The following is a 19568-nucleotide window of genomic DNA, read 5'->3' on the forward strand; positions in this document are numbered from 1 at the left end:
GCTGCACCGGGTCACGGCACCTCAGAACAGAGCACGCAGCGAGGGCAGCAGCGCGGCGAGCGCCCTGCCCCGGTGCGAGGCCGCGTCCTTCTCCTCGGGACTGAGTTCGGCCGCCGTCCGCTCCGAGCCCGCGGGCAGAAACACCGGGTCGTAGCCGAAGCCGCCGTCGCCGCGCGGCGCCCGCACGATGGTGCCCGTCCACTCCCCCCGCACCACGACGGCGTCGGCGTCCGTGGGCCCGTGCACCAGGGCGCAGGCGGAGACGAATGCCGCGCCGCGCCGTTCGTCGGGGACGTCGCCGAGCTGACCGAGCAGCAGTGCGGTGTTCGCGTCATCGTCGCCGTGCCGGCCCGACCAGCGTGCGCTGAGCACCCCCGGCATGCCGTTGAGCGCGTCGACCTCCAGCCCGGAATCGTCGGCGACTGCGGGCAGCCCGGTGGCGCTGTACGCGTCGCGCGCCTTGGCCAGGGCGTTCGCCTCGAACGTCGCACCCGTCTCGGGTGCCTCGTCGAACGGCGGCACATCGGCCAGCGACAGCAGCGTCACCCCGGACACCCCGGCGGCGTCGAGCACGCGGTGCAGCTCGGCCAGCTTCTTGAGGTTGCGTGTGGCAACCAGTAACCGGCTCAGCTGCCGAACACCTTCTTGGCCGGCTCCCCGGACTCCGGCAGCACGCCGGGATACGGGAGCTCGAGCGCGGCACGCTGGATCTCGAAGAGTTGATCGCAGGCGGCCATCGCGGCGTCGAGCATCTTGTCCAGCGTCGAGCGCGGGAACGTGGCGCCCTCGCCGGTGCCCTGGATCTCGACGAGCGTGCCGGTGTCGGTGGCGACGACGTTCATGTCGACCTCGGCGCGCGAGTCCTCGGTGTAGGGCAGGTCGACGCGGATGCGGCCGTCGACCACACCGACGCTGACCGCGGCGATGGCGCACGACAGCGGACGCGGATCCTTGAGCTTGCCCGCGGCCGCCAGATAGGTGACCGCGTCGGCCAGCGCGACGTAGGCACCGGTGATGGCTGCGGTGCGGGTACCGCCGTCGGCCTGCAGGACATCACAGTCGATCGCGATGGTGTTCTCGCCCAGCGCGGCGAGGTCGATGCAGGCGCGCAACGAGCGGCCGACCAGTCGACTGATCTCCTGGGTGCGGCCGCCGACCCGGCCCTTGACCGATTCCCGGTCGGACCGTTCGTGCGTCGCGGCGGGCAGCATCGCGTACTCCGCGGTCAGCCAGCCCTGGCCCGAGCCCTTGCGCCAGCGCGGCACCCCTTCGGTGACGCTCGCGGCGCACATCACCCGCGTTTCGCCGAACTGGACCAGCACCGATCCCGCGGGATGAGTGGTGAAGCCCCGGGTGATGGTGACCGGTCGGAGTTCGTCGTCGAGCCGGCCGTCTTCTCGTCTGGACACGCGCCAACCCTAACCGGTCGCCATGACAGCGCCGAGATCGACGCAAGGGCGGACGCGTCTCGCACATCCGCGCCCGAATGTCGGGTTGGGCGAAAAGGGAGAGTCAGGCGTGGGTGACGTCGAACGCCTCGTTGGACACCACCGCGTGCACGGGCCCGTCGAACTCGGCCTTGGCCTCGCTGATGACGTCCTCGCGCGACGTCCACGGCGGGATGTGGGTCAACAGGAGCTCCCCGACACCGGCGCGGGCGGCCGCGCGCCCGGCCTCGGTGCCCGACAGGTGCAGGCGCGGCGGACGCGCAGGATCGTGAGTCCAGGACGCCTCGCACAGGAACACGTCGGCGTCGCGGGCCAGGTCGATGAGCGCGTCGCAATAACCGGTGTCGCCGCTGTAGACGAGCGTGGCGCCCGACGGGTCGGAGATGCGCATGCCGTAGGACTCGGTGGGGTGGCACACCAGCCGCGGCACGATGGTCAGCGCCCCGATCTCGACAGGCTGGTTGTCCACCCAGTGCCGGATGTCGAAGATGTCGCTGAAGTCGTCGATCTCGCCGCCCTCGGGCGAGGACGCGGCGCCGAGGCGCGCCCAGGTGTTCGCGGGTCCGTACACCAGACCGCGCTCCTGCGCGGGGCTCGGGTGGTAGCGCCGCCAGACGAACAGGCCGGGCAGATCGAGGCAGTGATCGGCGTGCAGATGCGACAACAGCACGTGCACCGAGTTGGGGTCGGCGAAGCGCTGCAGCGCGCCGAGAACCCCACCGCCGAAGTCGAGCACCAGCGGTGGCGTATCGGGTGCGGTGACCAGGTAGCCGGACGCGGGCGAATCGGGTCCGACCACACTGCCGGAGCACCCCAGTACGGTGATTCGCACGCTCACTAGCTTGCCATGCCCGTGATCGCGATGGCGAAAACATGGCCGCTTTGCGCGACCAACGTCATGTTCGCGTTCCGGCGTGACGCTGCACCGGCCGGACCCCGTCCAGAGAAGGTCCGAGGAAACGTGCCGCCAGCCGGGTGAAGGCCTCCGGATCGCCGGTGGCCTCGAACACCCGGCGCGGTGCGGGTGCGTCGTCGCCGGGGTGCGCGCGCAGCAGGTCGCGTTCCGTCAGCACCCGCAACAGGTCCTTTGCTGTCTCCTCGGCACTGGACACCAGCGTGACGTCGTCGCCCATCGCCAACTGGATCAGCCCGGACAGCATCGGATAGTGCGTGCACCCGAGCACCAGCGTGTCGACCTCGGCACGCTGCAGCGGCTCCAGGTAGCCCTCGGCCAGCCCCAGCACCTGCCGCCCGCTGGTCACGCCCCGCTCCACGAAGTCGACGAAGCGGGGGCACGCGACCGCGAACACCTCCAGGTCGCGCGCGGCGGCGAAAGCGTCCTGGTAGGCCCCGGAGGCGATCGTCGCCTCGGTCCCGATCACGCCGACCCGGCCGCTGCGGGTCGTGCTGACCGCACGGCGCACCGCGGGCAGGATGACCTCGACGACGGGAATCGGCGCATACCGCTCGCGCGCATCCCGCAAGCAGGCCGACGACGCCGTGTTGCACGCGATCACCAAGGCCTTGATGCCGCGGTCGGCGAGATCATCGCCGATGGCCAGCGCGTGCGCGCGGATCTCCGGAACGGTCAGCGGCCCGTACGGCCCGTTACCGGTGTCGCCGACGTAGATGATCTCCTCGTCGGGCAGCTGGTCGATGACGGCCCGGGCGACGGTGAGGCCGCCGACGCCGGAATCGAAGATCCCGATGGGCAGGTGGGCGCTCATCGGGGCAGGTACGGCGGGGCCGTGGTGCGTCTGCCGGACGCCCGGGCCCGGCGTTCCGGCCCGGAGAGCAGATACGCCGCGAGCAGACCGGCTGCCGCGCCGCACAGATGCCCCTGCCACGACACCCCGAACGTGCCCGGAAGGACGCCGAGCAGCACGCTGCCGTACACGAACAGCACGACGACGCCGACGACGATCTCCCACACCTTGCGGGTGAAGAACCCGAAGACGATCAGGAAGGTCAGCCACCCGAAGATCAGGCCGGAGGCCCCGATGTGGTTGGTCTCGCACCGCACCCCGACATACGGGCACTGCGCGCCGACGTTGCCGATCAGCCAGGTGCCCAGCCCGCCCAGGACCCAGATGATCGCGGTGGCGAACAGGAACCTCGACAGCCCCGCCAGGGTCATCAGGAAGCCGAGCACGAGTGCGGGAACGGTGTTGGCGATCAGGTGTTCCCAGTTCGAATGCAGCAGCGGCGCGAACAGGATGCCGGCCAGGCCGTCGGTTTCGAGCGGGCGAATACCGTTCTGGTCCAAGCGGTGTCCGCTCATCGAGTCGAAAAGCTCGACCACCCAGAGCAATACGACGAACGACACGATGGTGGCCCCGCCGATGACCCATGCGGGGCGCTTGCGCGGCCCCGTGGCCGGGGCGGGATACCCACCGGCGCCCGTCATGCCCATAGCTGCCCTTCCAGTGCGTCTTCCGCGTCGTCCAGGCTACCGGCGTACGCGCCGGTCGACAGATACTTCCAGCCGGCGTCGCAGACCGTGAACGCGATGTCGGCGCGCTCACCGGCCTTGACCGCCTTGGCGGCCATGCCGAGCGCCGCGTGCAGGATGGCCCCGGTCGAGATGCCGGCGAAGATGCCCTCGGCCTGGACCAGCTCGCGCGTGCGCCGCACCGCGTCGAAGGACCCCACCGCGAAGCGGGTGGTCAGCACGTCCGGGTCGTACAGCTCCGGGATGAAGCCCTCGTCGATGTTGCGCAGCGCGTACACCCCTTCGCCGTACCGGGGTTCGGCGGCGACGATCTGCACGCCGGGCACATGCTCGCGCAGGAACCGTCCGGTCCCCATCAGCGTCCCGGTGGTGCCCAGGCCCGCGACGAAGTGCGTGATCTCGGGCAGATCGGCGAGCAGTTCGGGTCCGGTGCCCTCGTAGTGCGCGGCAGCGTTGGCCGGGTTGCCGTACTGGTAGAGCATCACCCACGAAGGATTCTGCGCGGCAAGCTCTTTGGCGTGTGCGACGGCCGTGTTGGAACCGCCCTCGGCCGGCGAGTAGATGATCCGCGCCCCGTAGAGCTCGAGCAGCTGGCGGCGCTCGATCGAGGTGTTCTCCGGCATCACGCAGACCATCTGGTAGCCCTTGAGCAGGGCCGCCATCGCCAGCGAGATGCCGGTGTTGCCGCTGGTCGGTTCCAGGATCGTGGTACCCGGATGGAGGCGGCCCTCGCGCTCGGCCTCCTCGATCATCCGCAGCGCCGGCCGGTCCTTGATCGAGCCGGTCGGGTTGCGGTCCTCGAGCTTGGCCCACAGCCGCACGTGCGGGTCGCCATCCCAGGCCGGCGAGAGCCGCTGCAGACCCACCAGCGGGGTGCCGCCGAGAGCGTCCAGAAGCGAGTCGTATCGGGTCATCAGCCTCCCGCCACGGCGGGCAGGATCGTCACCGAGTCCCCGTCGGAGATCGCGGTGTCCAGACCGCCGGAGAACCGCACGTCCTCGTCGTTGACGTAGATGTTGACGAAGCGGTGCAGCTTGCCGTTATCGACGAGGCGCTCGGAGATCCCCGAGTAGTTCGCCTCCAGATCGGCGATCACGGCCTGCAGCGTGGCGCCGGAGGCGGACACGCGCTTCTCGCCGCCGGTGTGGGTGCGCAGGATCGTCGGGATCGACACCTCAACGGCCATGGGCAGACTCCTCTTCTTCTCAGTACTGATCGACGACGGTGACGGGTTCTTCGGTGACGACGCCGTCCACGATGCGGTAGCTGCGCAGCTCGTGGGTCTCGGGGTCGCGGGTCGACACCAGGACGTAGTGGGCGTCCGGCTCGGAGGCATACGAGATGTCGGTGCGGCTCGGGTAGGCCTCGGTCGCAGTGTGCGAGTGGTAGATGACGATCGGCGCCTCGTCGGCCGCGTCCAGGGCGCGCCAGACCTTCAGCTGCTCGCCCGAGTCGAACCGGTAGAACGTCGGCGACCGCTCGGCGTTGACCATCGCGATGAACCGCTCGGGGCGGTCGGACCCCTCGGGCCCGGCGATGATGCCGCACGCCTCGTCGGGGTGATCCGCCCGGGCATGGCTGACCATCGCCTCCACGAGGTCAGCACGAATCGTCAGCACCGGCGTCGGTTTCCTTTCACTCGAACGCTCCCGGCAACAGGCCACGGTATGTCGGTATTCCGGCGACCGGCTCGGCGGCCAGCATCGCGACGAGCACCGCGCCGGCCAGGACATCGGCGGCCGCCGCCCCGACGGCCGTCATCAACGGCACCTCCGGCGACATGGACGCCGGGAGGGTCGGGTCGGGATCCACCTCGACCGCGCCGGTGGCCAGCGCGAACACCGTGTCACCGTCCAGCGGCGTGTGGCAGGGCCGGATCGTGCGGGCCAGCCCGTCCTGGGCGGCCACCGCCACCCGGCGACAGGCCGCCTTGCTCAGCGCGGCGTCGGTCGCGACGACGGCGATCGTCGTGTTGAGCGGCCCGAACTCGCTGTGCCGGTCGGCGTAGGCGGCCACCTGGTCGGCGGGCGGGGCGACCAGGCCGAAGTCCTCGATGTGGTGGGCCAGCCAGGGCAGCCCGGTGCCGGGGTCGACGACGTCGCCGGCCGAGTTGACGACGACGAGGGCGCCGACGGTGACGCCGATGTCGAGGGTCACCGAGGCGGTGCCCACCCCGCCCTTGAGCACCCCGGCCCGCGCCCCGACGCCGGCGCCGACGGTGCCGATCCCGGTGTCGCTGCCCGCGGCGGCGGCCGCGCGGTACCCGAAGTCGGCGGTCGGCCGGCACTGCCAGCCGCCGACCGGCAGGTCGAAGATGACCGCGGCGGGCACGATCGGCACCACGCCGCCGTCCATCGCCACGCCACGCTCCTGCTCCTCGAGCCAGGTCATCACGCCGTCCGCCGCGGCCAGCCCGAACGCGCTGCCGCCGGTGAGCACGACGGCATCGACGTGGCGCACGGAGTTGCCGGGGTCGAGCAGGTCGGTCTCGCGGGTGCCGGGCGCGCCGCCACGGCCGTCGACGGCGCCGACGGTGCCCGGCGGGGTGAGCACCACCGTCGTCCCGGTGGCCCAGCCGGAGCCCAGCGCCGCGTCGGGGTCGAGCACGTGGTGGTGACCGACCCGGATGCCGCCGACGTCGGTGATGGCGCCGGGCATCAGCGCCCGCCCATCAGGCTGACCACCAGGTACTCCTGCAGCACCGTCAGCCACTGGTACACGTCGAGGTGACCGGCCATCGGGTGCTCGTGCGGCAAGCGGTCGGGTCCGTCGGGCCCGATCTCGAGCATCGTGCCCAGCGCGAGGCGCACGTCGTTGACGGCCGACACCCACGCCTGCGCATCGTCTTCGGACAGCTCGAACTTGCCCCCGCCCGGCGGCACCGTCGCCAGCAGGCGTTGCGCCGCGGTGCGTTTGGCATCGATGATCTCGGGTTCGTGCAGGCTGCGCAGCGCGCTGTTCAGGCTTTCGGCCGGACCCGAACCCGCGGGATGATCGGTGGCAGGCCGGTAGAAGTCCGGCAGCAGCCGCTTCATCGTGTCGTCTTGTGGCGGAACCGAATTGCCGATACGGATACCGGTGATCTCAGCGAGTTCGTCGACGGGGGCCGACGATTCGCGATCGTCGAGCATGCCCAGCAGGGACGACACCAGGCTGGAGAGCAGATCGGCCTCGTGGGCGGCCAGCGCCGACCGGAACCGGGGGCCGTCGCCGCCTTCGACCCGCTTCCATTTACGCACAGCGAATTCAGCGGTCCTGCTGCAGCGTCGCCCACAGCCCTGCGGCATGGAGCTTGGACACGTCGACTTCCATCGACTCCCGGCTGCCGGCCGAGACCACTGCCTTGCCCTCGTTGTGCACCTGCAACATCAGCTTGGTGGCGTGCGGCTCGCTGTATCCGAAGAGCTTCTGGAAGACGTAGGTCACGTAGGTCATCAGGTTCACCGGGTCGTCCCAGACGATGGTGATCCAGGGGGTGTCGGCCGCGACGTCGGAGTCCACGTCGCGTTCTTCGCGGGTCTCCGGTCGTGCCTTCGCCGGCGTCACCATGCCGGCAAGAATACCGGGGTCACGCACGGGCCCCGAACCGATACGGTTGGGCCGTGACTTCGCCGCTCCCGGGCCCGGCCGACGCTCCGCCCCTCGCTTCGGTGGCGCTGCTGACCGACAAGTACGAACTGACGATGCTCGCCGCGGCGCTCAAGGACGGCACCGCCCACCGGCAGACCACCTTCGAGGTGTTCGCCCGCCGCCTGCCCGACGGCAGGCGCTACGGCGTGACCGGGGGCACCGGGCGCCTGGTGGAAGCGTTGCCGGACTTCAGGTTCGGCAGCGACGAGCTCGCCGCGCTCGCGGATTTCCTCGACGACGACACGCTGGCCTATCTCGCCGACTACCGGTTCACCGGCGACATCGACGGCTACCCGGAGGGCGAGTTGTACTTCCCGGGGTCCCCGGTGCTCTCGGTGCACGGCACGTTCGGTCAGTGCGTGGTGCTCGAAACGCTGGCGCTGTCGATCTTCAACCACGACACCGCGATCGCCTCCGCGGCGGCCCGCATGGTCAGCGCCGCCGAGGGCCGTCCGCTGATCGAGATGGGCTCGCGCAGAACCCACGAGTACGCCGCCGTCGCCGCGTCGCGGGCGGCCTACCTCGCCGGCTTCACCGGCTCGTCGAATCTCGAGGCCGAGCGCCGCCACGGCGTTCCCGCGCTCGGCACCAGCGCGCATGCGTTCACGTTGCTGCACACCGACGCCGGTCAGAGCGCCGGCGACGGCGAGAAGGCGGCGTTCCGGGCCCAGGTGGACGCGCTCGGGGTCGACACCACGCTGCTGGTCGACACCTACGACATCACCGCCGGGGTGGCCAATGCGATCGAGGTCGCCGGCCCGGGCCTCGGGGCGGTGCGGATCGACTCGGGTGACCTCGGCGTGCTGGCCCGGCAGGTCCGCGAGCAGCTCGACGGCCTGGGCGCCACCGGGACCAAGATCGTGGTGTCCGGCGATCTCGACGAGTTCGCGATCGCGGCGCTGCGCGCCGAACCGGTCGACCTGTACGGCGTCGGGACCTCCGTGGTCACCGGGTCGGGCGCGCCGACCGCGAGCATGGTCTACAAGCTGGTCGAGGTGGACGGCCTGCCGGTGGAGAAGCGCAGCAGCCACAAGGAGTCGCACGGGGGCCGCAAGCAGGCGGTCCGGCTCGCCAAGGAATCGGGCACCATCGTCGAGGAGATCGTCCACCCCGCCGGCCACCCGCCCGAGAGCGCGCCGGACCTCGTCGGTCGCCCCGTGACCGTCCCGCTGATGCGCGACGGCCGGCCCGTCGCCGACCTCGGCCTCGACGCCGCCCGCGAGCGTGTCCAACAGGGTCTGCGCAGCCTGCCGTGGGACGGCCTCAAGCTCTCGAAGGGCGATCCCGCGGTGCCGACCCGGATGATCGCTCCGCGCCGCGGGCGGTAGGCCGGATGGGCACCCGGGCGGGCGAGGTCGCCGATCTGCTCGCCACCGCAGTCGCCGCCCTCGGCGGCACCGGCCGCGCCGGCCAGGTCGCGATGGCCGAGGCCGTCGCGGCGGCATTCGCCAGCGGCGAGCACCTGGCCGTGCAGGCCGGGACGGGCACCGGTAAGTCGCTGGCCTATCTGGTCCCGGCGATCGCCCAGGCGGTGGCCGACGGGCGGCCGGTCGTCGTGTCGACGGCCACCATCGCGCTGCAACGTCAGCTCGTCGATCGCGACCTGCCGCGGCTGGCCGACTCGCTCACCCCGCACCTTTCCCGTAAGCCCACCTTCGCTCTGCTCAAGGGCCGCGGAAACTATCTGTGCCTGAACAAGATTCACAACGGAGCCGCCGAGCCGGCCGACGACGGACCGCAGGAGCGGCTCTTCTCGCCCGCCGCCTCAAGCGCGCTGGGCCGCGACGTCGCCCGCCTCACCGAGTGGTCGTCGGACACGCAGACCGGCGACCGCGACGAGCTGGTCCCCGGCGTGCCCGACCGGTCCTGGTCGCAGGTCAGCGTCTCGGCACGCGAGTGCATCGGCGTCTCGCGCTGCCCGTTCGGCACCGACTGCTTCGCCGAACGGGCACGCGACCGCGCCGCCGGCGCCGACGTGGTGGTGACCAATCACGCTCTGCTGGCCATCGACGCCATCGGCGAGGCCAACGTGCTGCCCGAACACGACCTGTTGATCGTCGACGAGGCCCACGAGCTGGTCGACCGGGTGACCGGGGTGGCGACCGCGGAACTGTCCGCCACGTCGCTGGGCGTCGCGCAGCGCCGCGCGGCCCGCGTGGTCGACGCCGAGCTCGCGCAGCGCTTCGAGGCGGCCTCGGCGACGTTCACCTCGGCGATCTTCGACGCGCAGCCGGGCCGCATCGACGTGCTCGACGAGGAGCTGGGCAGCTACCTGAGCGTGCTGCGCGACAGCGCCGGCCGGGCCCGCACCGCGGTCGACACGGCGCCGAGCGATCCGAAGACGGCCTCGGCGCGGGCGGAGGCGGCGACGGCGCTCGGCGACGTCGCCGACACCGCGGCCCGGATCCTGGCGTCGTTCGTCCCCGCCATCCCCGACCGCACCGACGTCGTCTGGTTGGAACACATCGACGACGGCCGCTCCGGCACCCGCACCGTGTTACGGGTCGCGCCGCTATCGGTGGCCGGACTACTGCGCACCCGGCTGTTCGGCCACACCACCGCGGTGCTGACCTCGGCGACGCTGACCGTCGGAGGCGACTTCGACGCGATGGCGTCGGCCTGGGGGCTCACCGGCGACCCCGACGCGACTCTCCGCTGGCGCGGCCTGGACGTCGGCTCCCCGTTCGACCACGCCCGCGCGGCCATCCTCTACGTCGCCGCACATCTGCCCCCACCCGGGCGCGACGGCACCGGGTCGGCCGAGCAGCTCGACGAGATCGCCGCGCTGATCACCGCGGCCGGGGGTCGCACGCTGGGCCTGTTCTCCTCGATGCGCGCGGCCAAGGCCACCGCCGAGATCATGCGCGAGCGGCTCGACACGCCCGTGCTGTGCCAGGGCGACGACAACACCGCCGCGCTGGTGGCGCGCTTCGCCGAGGACGAGGCGACGTCGCTGTTCGGCACCCTGTCCCTGTGGCAGGGCGTCGACGTGCCCGGCCCCTCCCTGTCGCTGGTGCTGATCGACCGGATCCCGTTTCCCCGGCCCGACGACCCGTTGCTGACCGCGCGGCAGCGGGCGATCGCCGCGCGGGGCGGCAACGGCTTCATGGCGGTCGCGGCCAGTCACGCCGCCCTGCTCCTGGCCCAGGGCACCGGCAGGCTGCTGCGCCGCGTCGACGACCGCGGGGTGGTGGCGGTGCTGGACTCGCGGATGGCGACGGCCCGCTACAGCGGGTTCCTCCGGTCCTCGCTGCCGCCGTTCTGGGCGACCACCGACGGCGACGCCGTCCGCGCCGCACTGCGGCGCCTGTGCGCGCCGCACTGAACCGTCGAGGTTCCGCGTCTACCGGGCAGCGGGGGCGCCGGATCACTATTGTCGACAGCGCACATGTGCGGCGGTCCAGGCCGCGGAATGACCCGAAAGGCGGCGTCATGGGTCCGTCGATCAGTCCCAGGCGGCTACTCGGCGTGACGATCGGGGTGTGCTCGCTCCTGATCGTCGCGGCGTGCTCGACGACGTTGCAGGGCAACGCCGTATCGGTGTTCGACGACCCGTTCAAGGTCGCCGGCCTGCCGGCGACGGACGGTCCGACCGGACTGCGGCCGGGCGCCGAGGGCCCGAGCCGCGACGTCGGCGGCGGCGACGGCGGCGACATCGACAACCTCGCCGCGAGCGCGGTCAGCGACATCGAGCAGTACTGGGAGACCGCGTATCCGGAGACGTTCGACGACGGGTTCACCCCGGTCAAGGCCCTGATTTCCTGGGACGCCAACGAATTCGACGGCACGTTCTGTGACGAGGACACCTACGGGCTGGTCAACGCCGCGTACTGCTACACCGACAAGACCATCGGCTGGGACCGCGGGGAGCTGCTGCCCGGCCTGCGCAGGGCCCACGGCGACATCGGCGTGGCGATGGTGCTGGCCCACGAATACGGTCACGCCGTCTCACGGGCGGCCGGGTTGTCGAATGACAACACCAAGACACTGGTGGCCGAGCAGCAGGCCGACTGCCTGGGCGGCGCGTACATGCGCTGGGTGGCCGAGGACAACTCCCCGCGGTTCTCGCTCAGTACCGGTGACGGTCTGAACAACGTGCTGGCCGGCGTGATCTCGTTCCGCGATCCGGTGATGCAGGAGGGTGACCCCGACGCCGGTTTCGACGAGCACGGATCGGCGTTCGAACGGATCTCGGCGTTCCAGTTCGGCTTCACCGACGGCCCGGCGGCGTGCGCCGGGATCGACATGCGCGAGATCGGTCAGCGCCGCGGCGACCTGCCGGTGCTGCTGCCCGAGGACCAGACCGGGGAACTGGCGATCGACGAGGAGTCGGTGCGCTCGATCGTCGACGCGATGGGCATCCTGTTCACGCCTCAGGATCCGCCGGCCTTGAGCTTCGACGCCGAAGCCGCGGACAGCTGCGCCGACGCGCGGCCGAGCCCGCCCGCGTCGTACTGTCCGGCCACCAACACCATCGTCGTCGACCTGCCCGCGCTGCAGCAGCTCGGCGCCCAGGACGACAACGGCGGCCTGGCCACCGGCGACAACGTCGCCTACTCGGTGCTGGTGTCGCGCTACATGCAGGCGATCCAGCACGCGCGCGGCGGAGTGGCGCTCGACAACGCCGAGGCCGCCCTGCGCACCGCATGCCTGACCGGGGTGGCGACGGTCAAGATGTCCAAGCAGGTCACCACCCCCGACGGCAACACGATCGCGCTGACGGCAGGTGATGTCGACGAGGCGGTGTCGGGGATGCTGACCAACGGTCTGGCGGCCAGCGACGTCAACGGTGAATCGGTGCCGTCGGGGTTCTCCCGCATCGACGCGTTCCGCGTCGGCGTCCTCGGCGACGCGGACCGCTGCTTCAAACGCTTCCCCTGATCACCCCGCGAGCGCGACCAGCCCCCACTCGTTGTCCCCGGCCAGCAGCCGGTGGTGCGGCAGCACCCGGACGGTGTAGCCGACCGGGCCGGTGACGGGCAGCGGCGTGCTCGCCGTGAAGACGTCCTGCCCGCCCTCGGCGGCACCGACGTGCGTCATCGGCAGCGTCACCGGATCGACCAGCGCGTCGCCGGTGTCGACGCGGCCGAGCACCGCCTGCACTGTCACCTCGTCGGGCCGCAAGCCCTCGAGGCACACCCGCGCGGTGAGGGTCAGCTCCGAGCCCAGCAGCGGAGTGTCGGGCAGCCCGGAGCTGTCGACCTCGAGGATCCGGATCTGCGGCCACACCTTTTCGACCCGCTGCCGGTACTCCGCCAGTTCGCGCGCGGCGCCGAACGCCATGGCGTGCTCGGCGTCCCCGGACGCGCCCGGCTCGATCGACTGCCGAAGCGCCCGTGCCGCGGGCAGGTAATAGTTCTGCGTGTAGTCGCGGACCATCCGCGAGGCCAGCACCTTGGGGCCCAGCACCTGCAGCGTGTGGCGCACCATCTCCACCCAGCGGGTGGGCACGCCCCGTTCGTCGCGGTCGTAGAACTTCGGTACGACCGCGCGCTCGAGCAGGTCGTAGAGCGCGGCGGCCTCCAGGTCGTCGCGGCGGTTCTCGTCGGCGAGTCCGTCGGCGGTGGGAATCTCCCACCCGTTCTCGCCGTCGAACCACTCGTCCCACCACCCGTCGCGGATCGACAGGTTCAGACCGCCGTTGAGCGCGCTCTTCATGCCCGAGGTGCCGCAGGCTTCCAGCGGGCGCAGCGGGTTGTTCAGCCACACGTCGCACCCGTGATACAGCGTGCGGGCCATCGACATGTCGTAGTCGGGCAGGAACGCGATGCGGTGCCGGACCTCGGCGCGGTCGGCGAAGCGCACCACCTGCTGGATCAGCGCCTTTCCGCCCTCGTCGGCGGGATGCGACTTGCCCGCCACGATGAGCTGCAGGGGACGCTCCTTGTCGAGCAGCAGCTTGGTCAACCGGTCCGGGTCACGCAGCATCAGGGTCAACCGCTTGTACGTCGGCACCCGGCGAGCGAACCCGATGGTCAGCACGTTGGGATCGAAAGCGGTTGCGATCCAACCCAGTTCGGCCTCAGCGGCACCGCGCTCCAGCCACGAGCGGTGCAGCCGGTCGCGGACGTCGTGCACCAGCGCCTCGCGCAGCTGCGAGCGGATCCACCACAGATGCCCGGGATCGACCTCGTGCAGGCGCTCCCACGTCTCGGGCTCCTGCAGGGAACTCAGGTCCTCACTGCCGATCAGCTCGCGGCCCAGCTCCAACCACTGCGGCGCGGCCCAGGTGGGCGCGTGCACGCCGTTGGTGATCGAGCCGATCGGAACCTCGGCGGGGTCGAAACCCGGCCACAGGTCGTTGAACATCTCCCGGCTGACCCGGCCGTGCAGCAGCGACACCCCGTTGGCCCGCTGGGCCAGTCGCAGACCCATGTGCGCCATGTTGAACTTCGTCGCGTCGTCCTCGGCGCCGAACGCGAGGATGCGCTCCAGCGGCACCCCGGGCAGCAGCCGTGATCCCACGCCACCGGGATCGGGGCCGAAGTAGCGTTCCACCATCTCGACCGGAAACCGGTCGATACCGGCGGGCACCGGCGTGTGCGTGGTGAACACCGTCGAGGAGCGGACCACCGTCAGCGCGGTGTCGAAATCGAGACCGGCCTCGATGAGCTCACGGATGCGCTCGGTGCCCAGGAAGCCGGCGTGCCCCTCGTTCATGTGGAAGACCTCGGGCGCGGGCAGCCCCTCGATCTCGGTGAAGGCGCGGATCGCGCGGACGCCGCCGATGCCGGCGAGGATCTCCTGCTTGATGCGGTGATCCTGGTCGCCGCCGTAGAGCCGGTCGGTCACCGACCGCAGGTCGTGATCGTTCTCGGGGATGTCGGAATCCAAGAGCAGCAACGGGATTCGGCCCACCTGGGCGATCCAGATCCGGGCTGAGAGTTGCGCACCGTCGGGCAGCGCCAGACTGATCAGCACCGCCTCACCGGAGGCGTCGGTGAGCAGACGCAGCGGAAGGCCCTGGGCGTCGAGCGACGGGTAGTTCTCGTGCTGCCACCCATCGGCGCTCAGGGACTGCCGGAAGTAACCGGAGCGGTAGTACAGGCCGACCGCGATCAGCGGCAGTCCGAGGTCCGACGCCGACTTCAGGTGGTCGCCCGCGAGGATGCCCAGGCCGCCCGAGTAGTTCGGCAGCACCTCGGCCACGCCGAACTCCATCGAGAAGTACGCGATGCCGTTGGGCAACACGGCGCCATCGCCGCCGTCAGCGCCGAGCTGCTGGTACCACAGTGGGCGGGTCAGATAGTTGTCCAGCTCCGCGGCGAGCTCCTCGAGGCGGTGGACGAACGCATCGTCGCCCGCGAGCGCCTCCAGTCGTGCCGGGCTCACCTGCCCGAGGATCGCCACCGGATCCCCGTCGACGAGTTTCCACAGCTCCGGGTCGATGGACTCGAACAGATCCTGGGTCGGTTTGTCCCATGACCACCGCAGATTGATCGACAGCCGCTCGAGCGCGGCCAGACGCTGCGGAAGGTGGGCGCGGACGGTGAACCGACGGAGAGCTTTCACGCGTGCTCACCTTACTGCCGTGCGGCCGCGCCGTGGGCAACGCTTCGGTGACGTCCGATGCCGCCCGGTGGGTTGAGGTCGACACTACGGTGGGTATAGGCGCGACGAGGTTGCACAACCGAGTTGTGAACGAGACCGACGACGACGACGGGCGGCGGCCGCCGCCTGTCGAGTGCGAAGCGATAGGGAGTTCTCACGTGACCACCGGTCGGATCGAAATCGACGACGTCCAGCCCGTGGTGTCCGGAGGTCGGTTCCCCGCCAAGGCGGTGGTCGGCGAGGTGGTTCCGGTGAGCGCGACGGTGTGGCGGGAGGGCCACGACGCGGTCGCGGCCACGCTGGTCGTCCGCTACCACGGAACCACCTATCCGGCGCTGGCCGACGAACCGGCCGGCCGGGTGCGCACCACCGAGGCCGTGCCGATCCAGGAGGTGGTGAGCCCGGCCCCGCGGACCCGGCCGATGACGCTGCCGATGGCGACGGGCCGCACCGCCGACGTCTTCCACGGCCAGTTCTCCCCCGACACCGTCGGGCTGTGGACCTACCGCGTCGACGGCTGGAGCGACCCGATCGCGACGTGGCGCCACCACGTGATCGCCAAGCTCGACGCGGGCCAGAGCGAAGGCGAGCTGTCCAACGACCTGCTGGTGGGGGCGAAACTGCTGGAGCGGGCGTCGGCGGGCGTCCCCCGCCAGGATCGCTACCCGCTGATCGAGGCCGCCGAGCGGCTGCGCACCCCCGGCGACCCGTTCTATCGGGCGGGTGCGGCGCTGTCCCCGGAGGTCACCGATCTCGTCGACCAGTACCCGCTGCGGGAACTGATCACCCGCGGTGAGGTGTACGGCATCTGGGTGGACCGGCCGCTGGCCCGGTTCAGCTCCTGGTACGAATTCTTCCCCCGGTCCACCGGCGGCTGGGACAGCTCCGGCAACCCGGTGCACGGAACGTTCGCGACGGCGACCAAGGCGCTGCCGCGGATCGCGCGGATGGGCTTCGACATCGCCTACCTGCCGCCCATCCACCCCATCGGCAAGGTTCACCGCAAGGGCCGCAACAACAGCGTCACCGCCGGCCCGCACGACGTCGGCTCGCCCTGGGCGATCGGCAGCGACGAGGGCGGCCACGACGCCGTCCACCCCGACCTCGGCACGATCGAGGACTTCGACGATTTCGTCGCGGCCGCCCGCGACGAGGGCCTCGAAGTCGCCCTCGACCTGGCGCTGCAGTGCGCGCCCGATCACCCGTGGGCACGTGCGCACCCGGAGTGGTTCACCGTGCTGCCGGACGGCACGATCGCCTACGCGGAGAATCCGCCGAAGAAGTACCAGGACATCTATCCGCTCAACTTCGACAACGACCCGGCCGGGCTGTACGAAGAGGTGCTGCGGGTCGTCCGTTTCTGGATTTCGCACGGAGTCAAGGTGTTTCGGGTCGACAACCCGCACACCAAACCGCCGAACTTCTGGGCCTGGCTGATCGGCGAGGCCAAGAACACCGATCCGGACGTGCTCTTCCTCGCCGAGGCGTTCACCCGGCCGGCCCGGCTGTTCGGGCTCGCCAAGCTCGGGTTCACGCAGTCCTACACGTACTTCACCTGGCGGACCGCCAAGTGGGAGATCACCGAGTTCGGTCGCCAGATCGCCGAACACGCCGACTACGCCCGGCAGAGCCTGTGGCCCAACACCCCCGACATCCTGCACGAGAGCCTGCAGCACGGCGGGCCGGGCATGTTCGCGATCCGGGCGGCGCTGGCGGCGACACTGAGCCCGACGTGGGGCGTGTACTCCGGTTTCGAGCTGTTCGAACACCGTGCGGTGCGGGAGGGCAGCGAGGAGTACCTGAATTCCGAGAAGTACGAACTGCGTCCGCGCGACTTCGACGCCGCCCTGGCCGACGGCGAATCCCTCGAGCCGTTCCTGACCCGCCTGAACGAGATCCGACGGCTGCATCCGGCGCTGCAGCAGACCCGGACGATCACGTTCCACCACGTCGACAACGACGCGCTGCTCGCCTACAGCAAGTTCGATCCGATCTCCGGCGACCAGGTGCTCGTCGTCGTGACCCTCAACCCGTTCGGGGCCGAAGAGGGCACGGTGTGGTTGGACATGGCTGCAGTGGGAATGGACCAGCAAGAGCGTTTCTGGGTGCGCGACGAGATCACCGGAGAGGAATACCAGTGGGGCCAGAGCAACTACGTGCGCCTGGAACCCGCCCGTGCGGTGGCGCACGTGCTCAACATGCCCCAGATCCCGGCCGACCAACGAATGAACCTACTGCGTAGGGAGTGACGACATGGCGAAAGCGTCGAACCTGACCAAACAGATCGACAGCCCGCACCTGCGGCCGCACACCGCGGATCTGAACCGACTGCTCGCCGGCGAGCACCACGATCCGCACTCGGTGCTCGGCGCCCACGAGTACGACGACCACACCGTCATCCGGGCGTACCGCCCGCACGCGGTCGAGGTCGCCGCCCAGATCGGCGGCGTGCGGTACCCGTTGCAGCACATCGAGGCGGGCGTGTTCGCCGTCGCGGTCCCGTTCACCGACCTGATCGACTATCGGCTGGAGGTGGACTACTCCGGTGAGGAGTCCGGCTTCGTCCACACCGTGGCCGACCCCTACCGGTTCCTGCCGACGCTGGGCGAGATCGACCTTCACCTGTTCTCCGAGGGGCGCCACGAGCGGCTGTGGGAGATCCTCGGCGCGCATCCGCGCAGCTTCACCACGCCCGACGGCGTCGTCGAGGGCGTGTCGTTCGCGGTGTGGGCGCCGAACGCCAAGGGCGTCAGCGTGATCGGCGACTTCAACCACTGGGGCAACGAAGCCCAGATGCGGGTGCTGGGCTCGACGGGTGTGTGGGAACTGTTCTGGCCCAACTTCCCCGAGGGCGGCCTCTACAAGTTCCGTGTGCACGGCGCGGACGGCGCGGTCACCGAGCGTGCCGACCCGATGGCGTTCGCCACCGAGGTGCCTCCGCAGACCGCGTCACGGGTGTTCGTCAGCGACTACACCTGGTCCGACGAGGAGTGGATGTCCGGGCGCGCACTGCGCAACCCGGTCTTCGAGCCAATGAGCACCTATGAGGTGCACCTGGGGTCGTGGCGGCCGGGGTTGAGCTACACCGAACTCGCCGAGCAGCTCACCGATTACGTCGTCAAGCACGGGTTCACCCACGTCGAGATGCTGCCCGTCGCCGAGCATCCGTTCGGCGGATCCTGGGGCTACCAGGTCACCTCGTACTACGCCCCGTCCTCCCGGTTCGGGACCCCCGACGAGTTCCGCTACCTCGTCGATGCGCTGCACCAGGCGGGCATCGGCGTCATCGTGGACTGGGTCCCCGCGCACTTCCCGAAGGACGCGTGGGCGCTGGGCCGGTTCGACGGCACCGCGCTCTACGAGCACGGCGACCCCCGTCGCGGTGAGCAATTGGACTGGGGCACCTACGTTTTCGACTTCGGCCGCTCGGAGGTGCGCAACTTCCTGGTCGCCAACGCGCTGTACTGGCTGCAGGAGTACCACATCGACGGGCTGCGGGTGGACGCCGTGGCCTCGATGCTCTATCTCGATTACTCCCGGCCCGAGGGCGGCTGGACGCCGAACATCTACGGCGGGCGGGAGAACCTGGAGGCGGTGCAGTTCCTGCAGGAGATGAACGCCACCGTCCACAAGATCAATCCGGGCATCGTGACGATCGCCGAGGAGTCCACCTCGTGGCCGGGCGTCACCCGGCCGACGAACCTTGGCGGACTGGGCTTTTCGATGAAGTGGAACATGGGCTGGATGAACGACACGCTGGAGTTCATCAAGCGTGATCCGATCCACCGCAGCTACCACCACCACGAGCTGACGTTCTCGCTGCTGTACGCGTTCAGCGAGAACTTCGTGCTGCCGATCAGCCACGACGAGGTGGTGCACGGCAAGGGGACGCTGTGGGGCCGCATGCCGGGCAACGACCACATGAAGGCGGCCGGCATCCGGAGTCTGCTGGCCTACCAGTGGGCACACCCGGGCAAGCAGCTGCTGTTCATGGGCCAGGAGTTCGGCCAGCGCGCCGAGTGGTCCGAGGAACGTGGCGTCGACTGGTTCCAGCTCGACGAGCAGGGCTTCTCGGACGGCATCCTGCGGATGATGACCGACGCCAACGGCATCTACAGGGGCAGGCGGGCGCTGTGGTCGCGGGACACCAAGCCCGAGGGCTATTCCTGGATCGACGCCAACGACTCGGCCAACAACGTGCTGAGCTTCATGCGGTTCGGCGACGACGGGTCGATGATGGCCTGCGTGTTCAACTTCTCCGGCTCTGAGCACAGCAGCTACCGGTTGGGCCTGCCGCACGCCGGCACGTGGCGGGAGGTGCTCAACACCGACAGCGACACCTACCACGGGTCGGGGATCGGCAACTATGGCGCCGTGGAGGCGACCGACGAGCCCTGGCACGGACGTCCGGCGTCGGCGGTGATGGTGTTGCCGCCGCTGGCCGCGCTGTGGTTCGAGCCGGAGCAGCAGCCCTAGCAGTCAGCCCG

Annotated in this window: 17 protein-coding genes; 5 read left to right on the forward strand and 12 right to left on the reverse strand. The window is 70.4% G+C overall.

Annotation, left to right across the window (positions count from 1 at the left end):
- Positions 1-21 precede the first annotated feature (21 nt).
- The 11 genes from rdgB to clpS all read right to left on the reverse strand — a co-directional run bounded on the left by rdgB (position 22) and on the right by clpS (position 7449).
- Positions 22-630, reverse strand: coding sequence for an RdgB/HAM1 family non-canonical purine NTP pyrophosphatase (rdgB, locus tag MCHLDSM_RS36720; protein WP_060937604.1), 609 nt, complete (start codon positions 628-630; stop codon positions 22-24).
- Positions 627-1409: a ribonuclease PH gene (gene rph, locus MCHLDSM_RS29590; protein WP_048473351.1), complete on the reverse strand. Its 783-nt coding sequence runs from the start codon at positions 1407-1409 to the stop codon at positions 627-629. Before rph ends, rdgB begins: the two co-directional genes overlap by 4 nt.
- 103 nt (positions 1410-1512) lie before the next feature.
- Positions 1513-2286: a cyclic nucleotide-degrading phosphodiesterase gene (locus MCHLDSM_RS29595; protein ID WP_048473352.1), complete on the reverse strand. Its 774-nt coding sequence runs from the start codon at positions 2284-2286 to the stop codon at positions 1513-1515.
- A gap of 58 nt (positions 2287-2344) precedes the next feature.
- A complete protein-coding gene (gene murI, locus MCHLDSM_RS29600; RefSeq protein WP_048473353.1) occupies positions 2345-3175 on the reverse strand; it encodes a glutamate racemase in 831 nt (276 codons plus the stop codon).
- A complete protein-coding gene (locus MCHLDSM_RS29605) occupies positions 3172-3861 on the reverse strand; it encodes a rhomboid family intramembrane serine protease (RefSeq protein ID WP_048473354.1) in 690 nt (229 codons plus the stop codon). The genes murI and MCHLDSM_RS29605 overlap by 4 nt, the downstream gene beginning before the upstream one ends.
- The gene (locus tag MCHLDSM_RS29610) at positions 3852-4814 is read right to left on the reverse strand and encodes a PLP-dependent cysteine synthase family protein (RefSeq protein ID WP_048416338.1); all 963 of its coding nucleotides are present in this window, start codon (positions 4812-4814) and stop codon (positions 3852-3854) included. The genes MCHLDSM_RS29605 and MCHLDSM_RS29610 overlap by 10 nt, the downstream gene beginning before the upstream one ends.
- A complete protein-coding gene (locus MCHLDSM_RS29615; RefSeq protein ID WP_048473355.1) occupies positions 4814-5086 on the reverse strand; it encodes a MoaD/ThiS family protein in 273 nt (90 codons plus the stop codon). Before MCHLDSM_RS29615 ends, MCHLDSM_RS29610 begins: the two co-directional genes overlap by 1 nt.
- A gap of 19 nt (positions 5087-5105) precedes the next feature.
- Positions 5106-5519: a M67 family metallopeptidase gene (locus tag MCHLDSM_RS29620; RefSeq protein WP_048473356.1), complete on the reverse strand. Its 414-nt coding sequence runs from the start codon at positions 5517-5519 to the stop codon at positions 5106-5108.
- A gap of 16 nt (positions 5520-5535) precedes the next feature.
- Positions 5536-6558 (reverse strand): P1 family peptidase, encoded by a 1023-nt coding sequence (locus MCHLDSM_RS29625; RefSeq protein WP_048473357.1) that lies wholly within the window; start codon positions 6556-6558, stop codon positions 5536-5538.
- Positions 6558-7139: an oxidative stress transcriptional regulator AosR gene (gene aosR / locus MCHLDSM_RS29630; protein ID WP_048473358.1), complete on the reverse strand. Its 582-nt coding sequence runs from the start codon at positions 7137-7139 to the stop codon at positions 6558-6560. The genes MCHLDSM_RS29625 and aosR overlap by 1 nt, the downstream gene beginning before the upstream one ends.
- Before the next feature lie 7 nt (positions 7140-7146).
- Positions 7147-7449, reverse strand: coding sequence for an ATP-dependent Clp protease adapter ClpS (clpS, locus tag MCHLDSM_RS29635; RefSeq protein ID WP_048416333.1), 303 nt, complete (start codon positions 7447-7449; stop codon positions 7147-7149).
- 53 nt (positions 7450-7502) lie between these two features.
- Here clpS and MCHLDSM_RS29640 point away from each other — a divergent pair, with 53 nt between their 5' ends.
- The 3 genes from MCHLDSM_RS29640 to MCHLDSM_RS29650 all read left to right on the forward strand — a co-directional run bounded on the left by MCHLDSM_RS29640 (position 7503) and on the right by MCHLDSM_RS29650 (position 12411).
- A complete protein-coding gene (locus tag MCHLDSM_RS29640; RefSeq protein WP_048473359.1) occupies positions 7503-8858 on the forward strand; it encodes a nicotinate phosphoribosyltransferase in 1356 nt (451 codons plus the stop codon).
- Positions 8859-8863: 5 nt separating this feature from the next.
- Positions 8864-10855, forward strand: a complete 1992-nt coding sequence (locus MCHLDSM_RS29645) for an ATP-dependent DNA helicase (RefSeq protein ID WP_048473360.1) — start codon at positions 8864-8866, stop codon at positions 10853-10855.
- Between the two features lie 107 nt (positions 10856-10962).
- Positions 10963-12411 carry a neutral zinc metallopeptidase gene (locus tag MCHLDSM_RS29650; RefSeq protein WP_082169135.1) on the forward strand — a complete coding sequence of 483 codons (1449 nt, stop codon included), beginning with the start codon at positions 10963-10965 and terminating at the stop codon, positions 12409-12411.
- Here the strand turns inward: MCHLDSM_RS29650 and MCHLDSM_RS29655 are convergent, their stop codons facing one another.
- Positions 12412-15042, reverse strand: coding sequence for a glycosyltransferase family 1 protein (locus MCHLDSM_RS29655; RefSeq protein ID WP_048473361.1), 2631 nt, complete (start codon positions 15040-15042; stop codon positions 12412-12414).
- A 197-nt stretch (positions 15043-15239) separates the two neighbouring features.
- On the opposite strand from MCHLDSM_RS29655, the gene MCHLDSM_RS29660 reads away from it, so the two are divergent.
- Both MCHLDSM_RS29660 and glgB read left to right on the forward strand, forming a co-directional pair.
- Positions 15240-17330: an alpha-1,4-glucan--maltose-1-phosphate maltosyltransferase gene (locus MCHLDSM_RS29660; RefSeq protein ID WP_048473362.1), complete on the forward strand. Its 2091-nt coding sequence runs from the start codon at positions 15240-15242 to the stop codon at positions 17328-17330.
- Between the two features lie 4 nt (positions 17331-17334).
- Complete coding sequence (gene glgB / locus MCHLDSM_RS29665) at positions 17335-19557, forward strand: 1,4-alpha-glucan branching protein GlgB (protein ID WP_048473363.1); 2223 nt, start codon at positions 17335-17337, stop codon at positions 19555-19557.
- The last annotated feature ends 11 nt before the right edge of the window (positions 19558-19568 follow it).

Source organism: Mycolicibacterium chlorophenolicum (assembly GCF_001044235.1).
Taxonomy (GTDB): Bacteria; Actinomycetota; Actinomycetes; order Mycobacteriales; family Mycobacteriaceae; genus Mycobacterium; species Mycobacterium chlorophenolicum.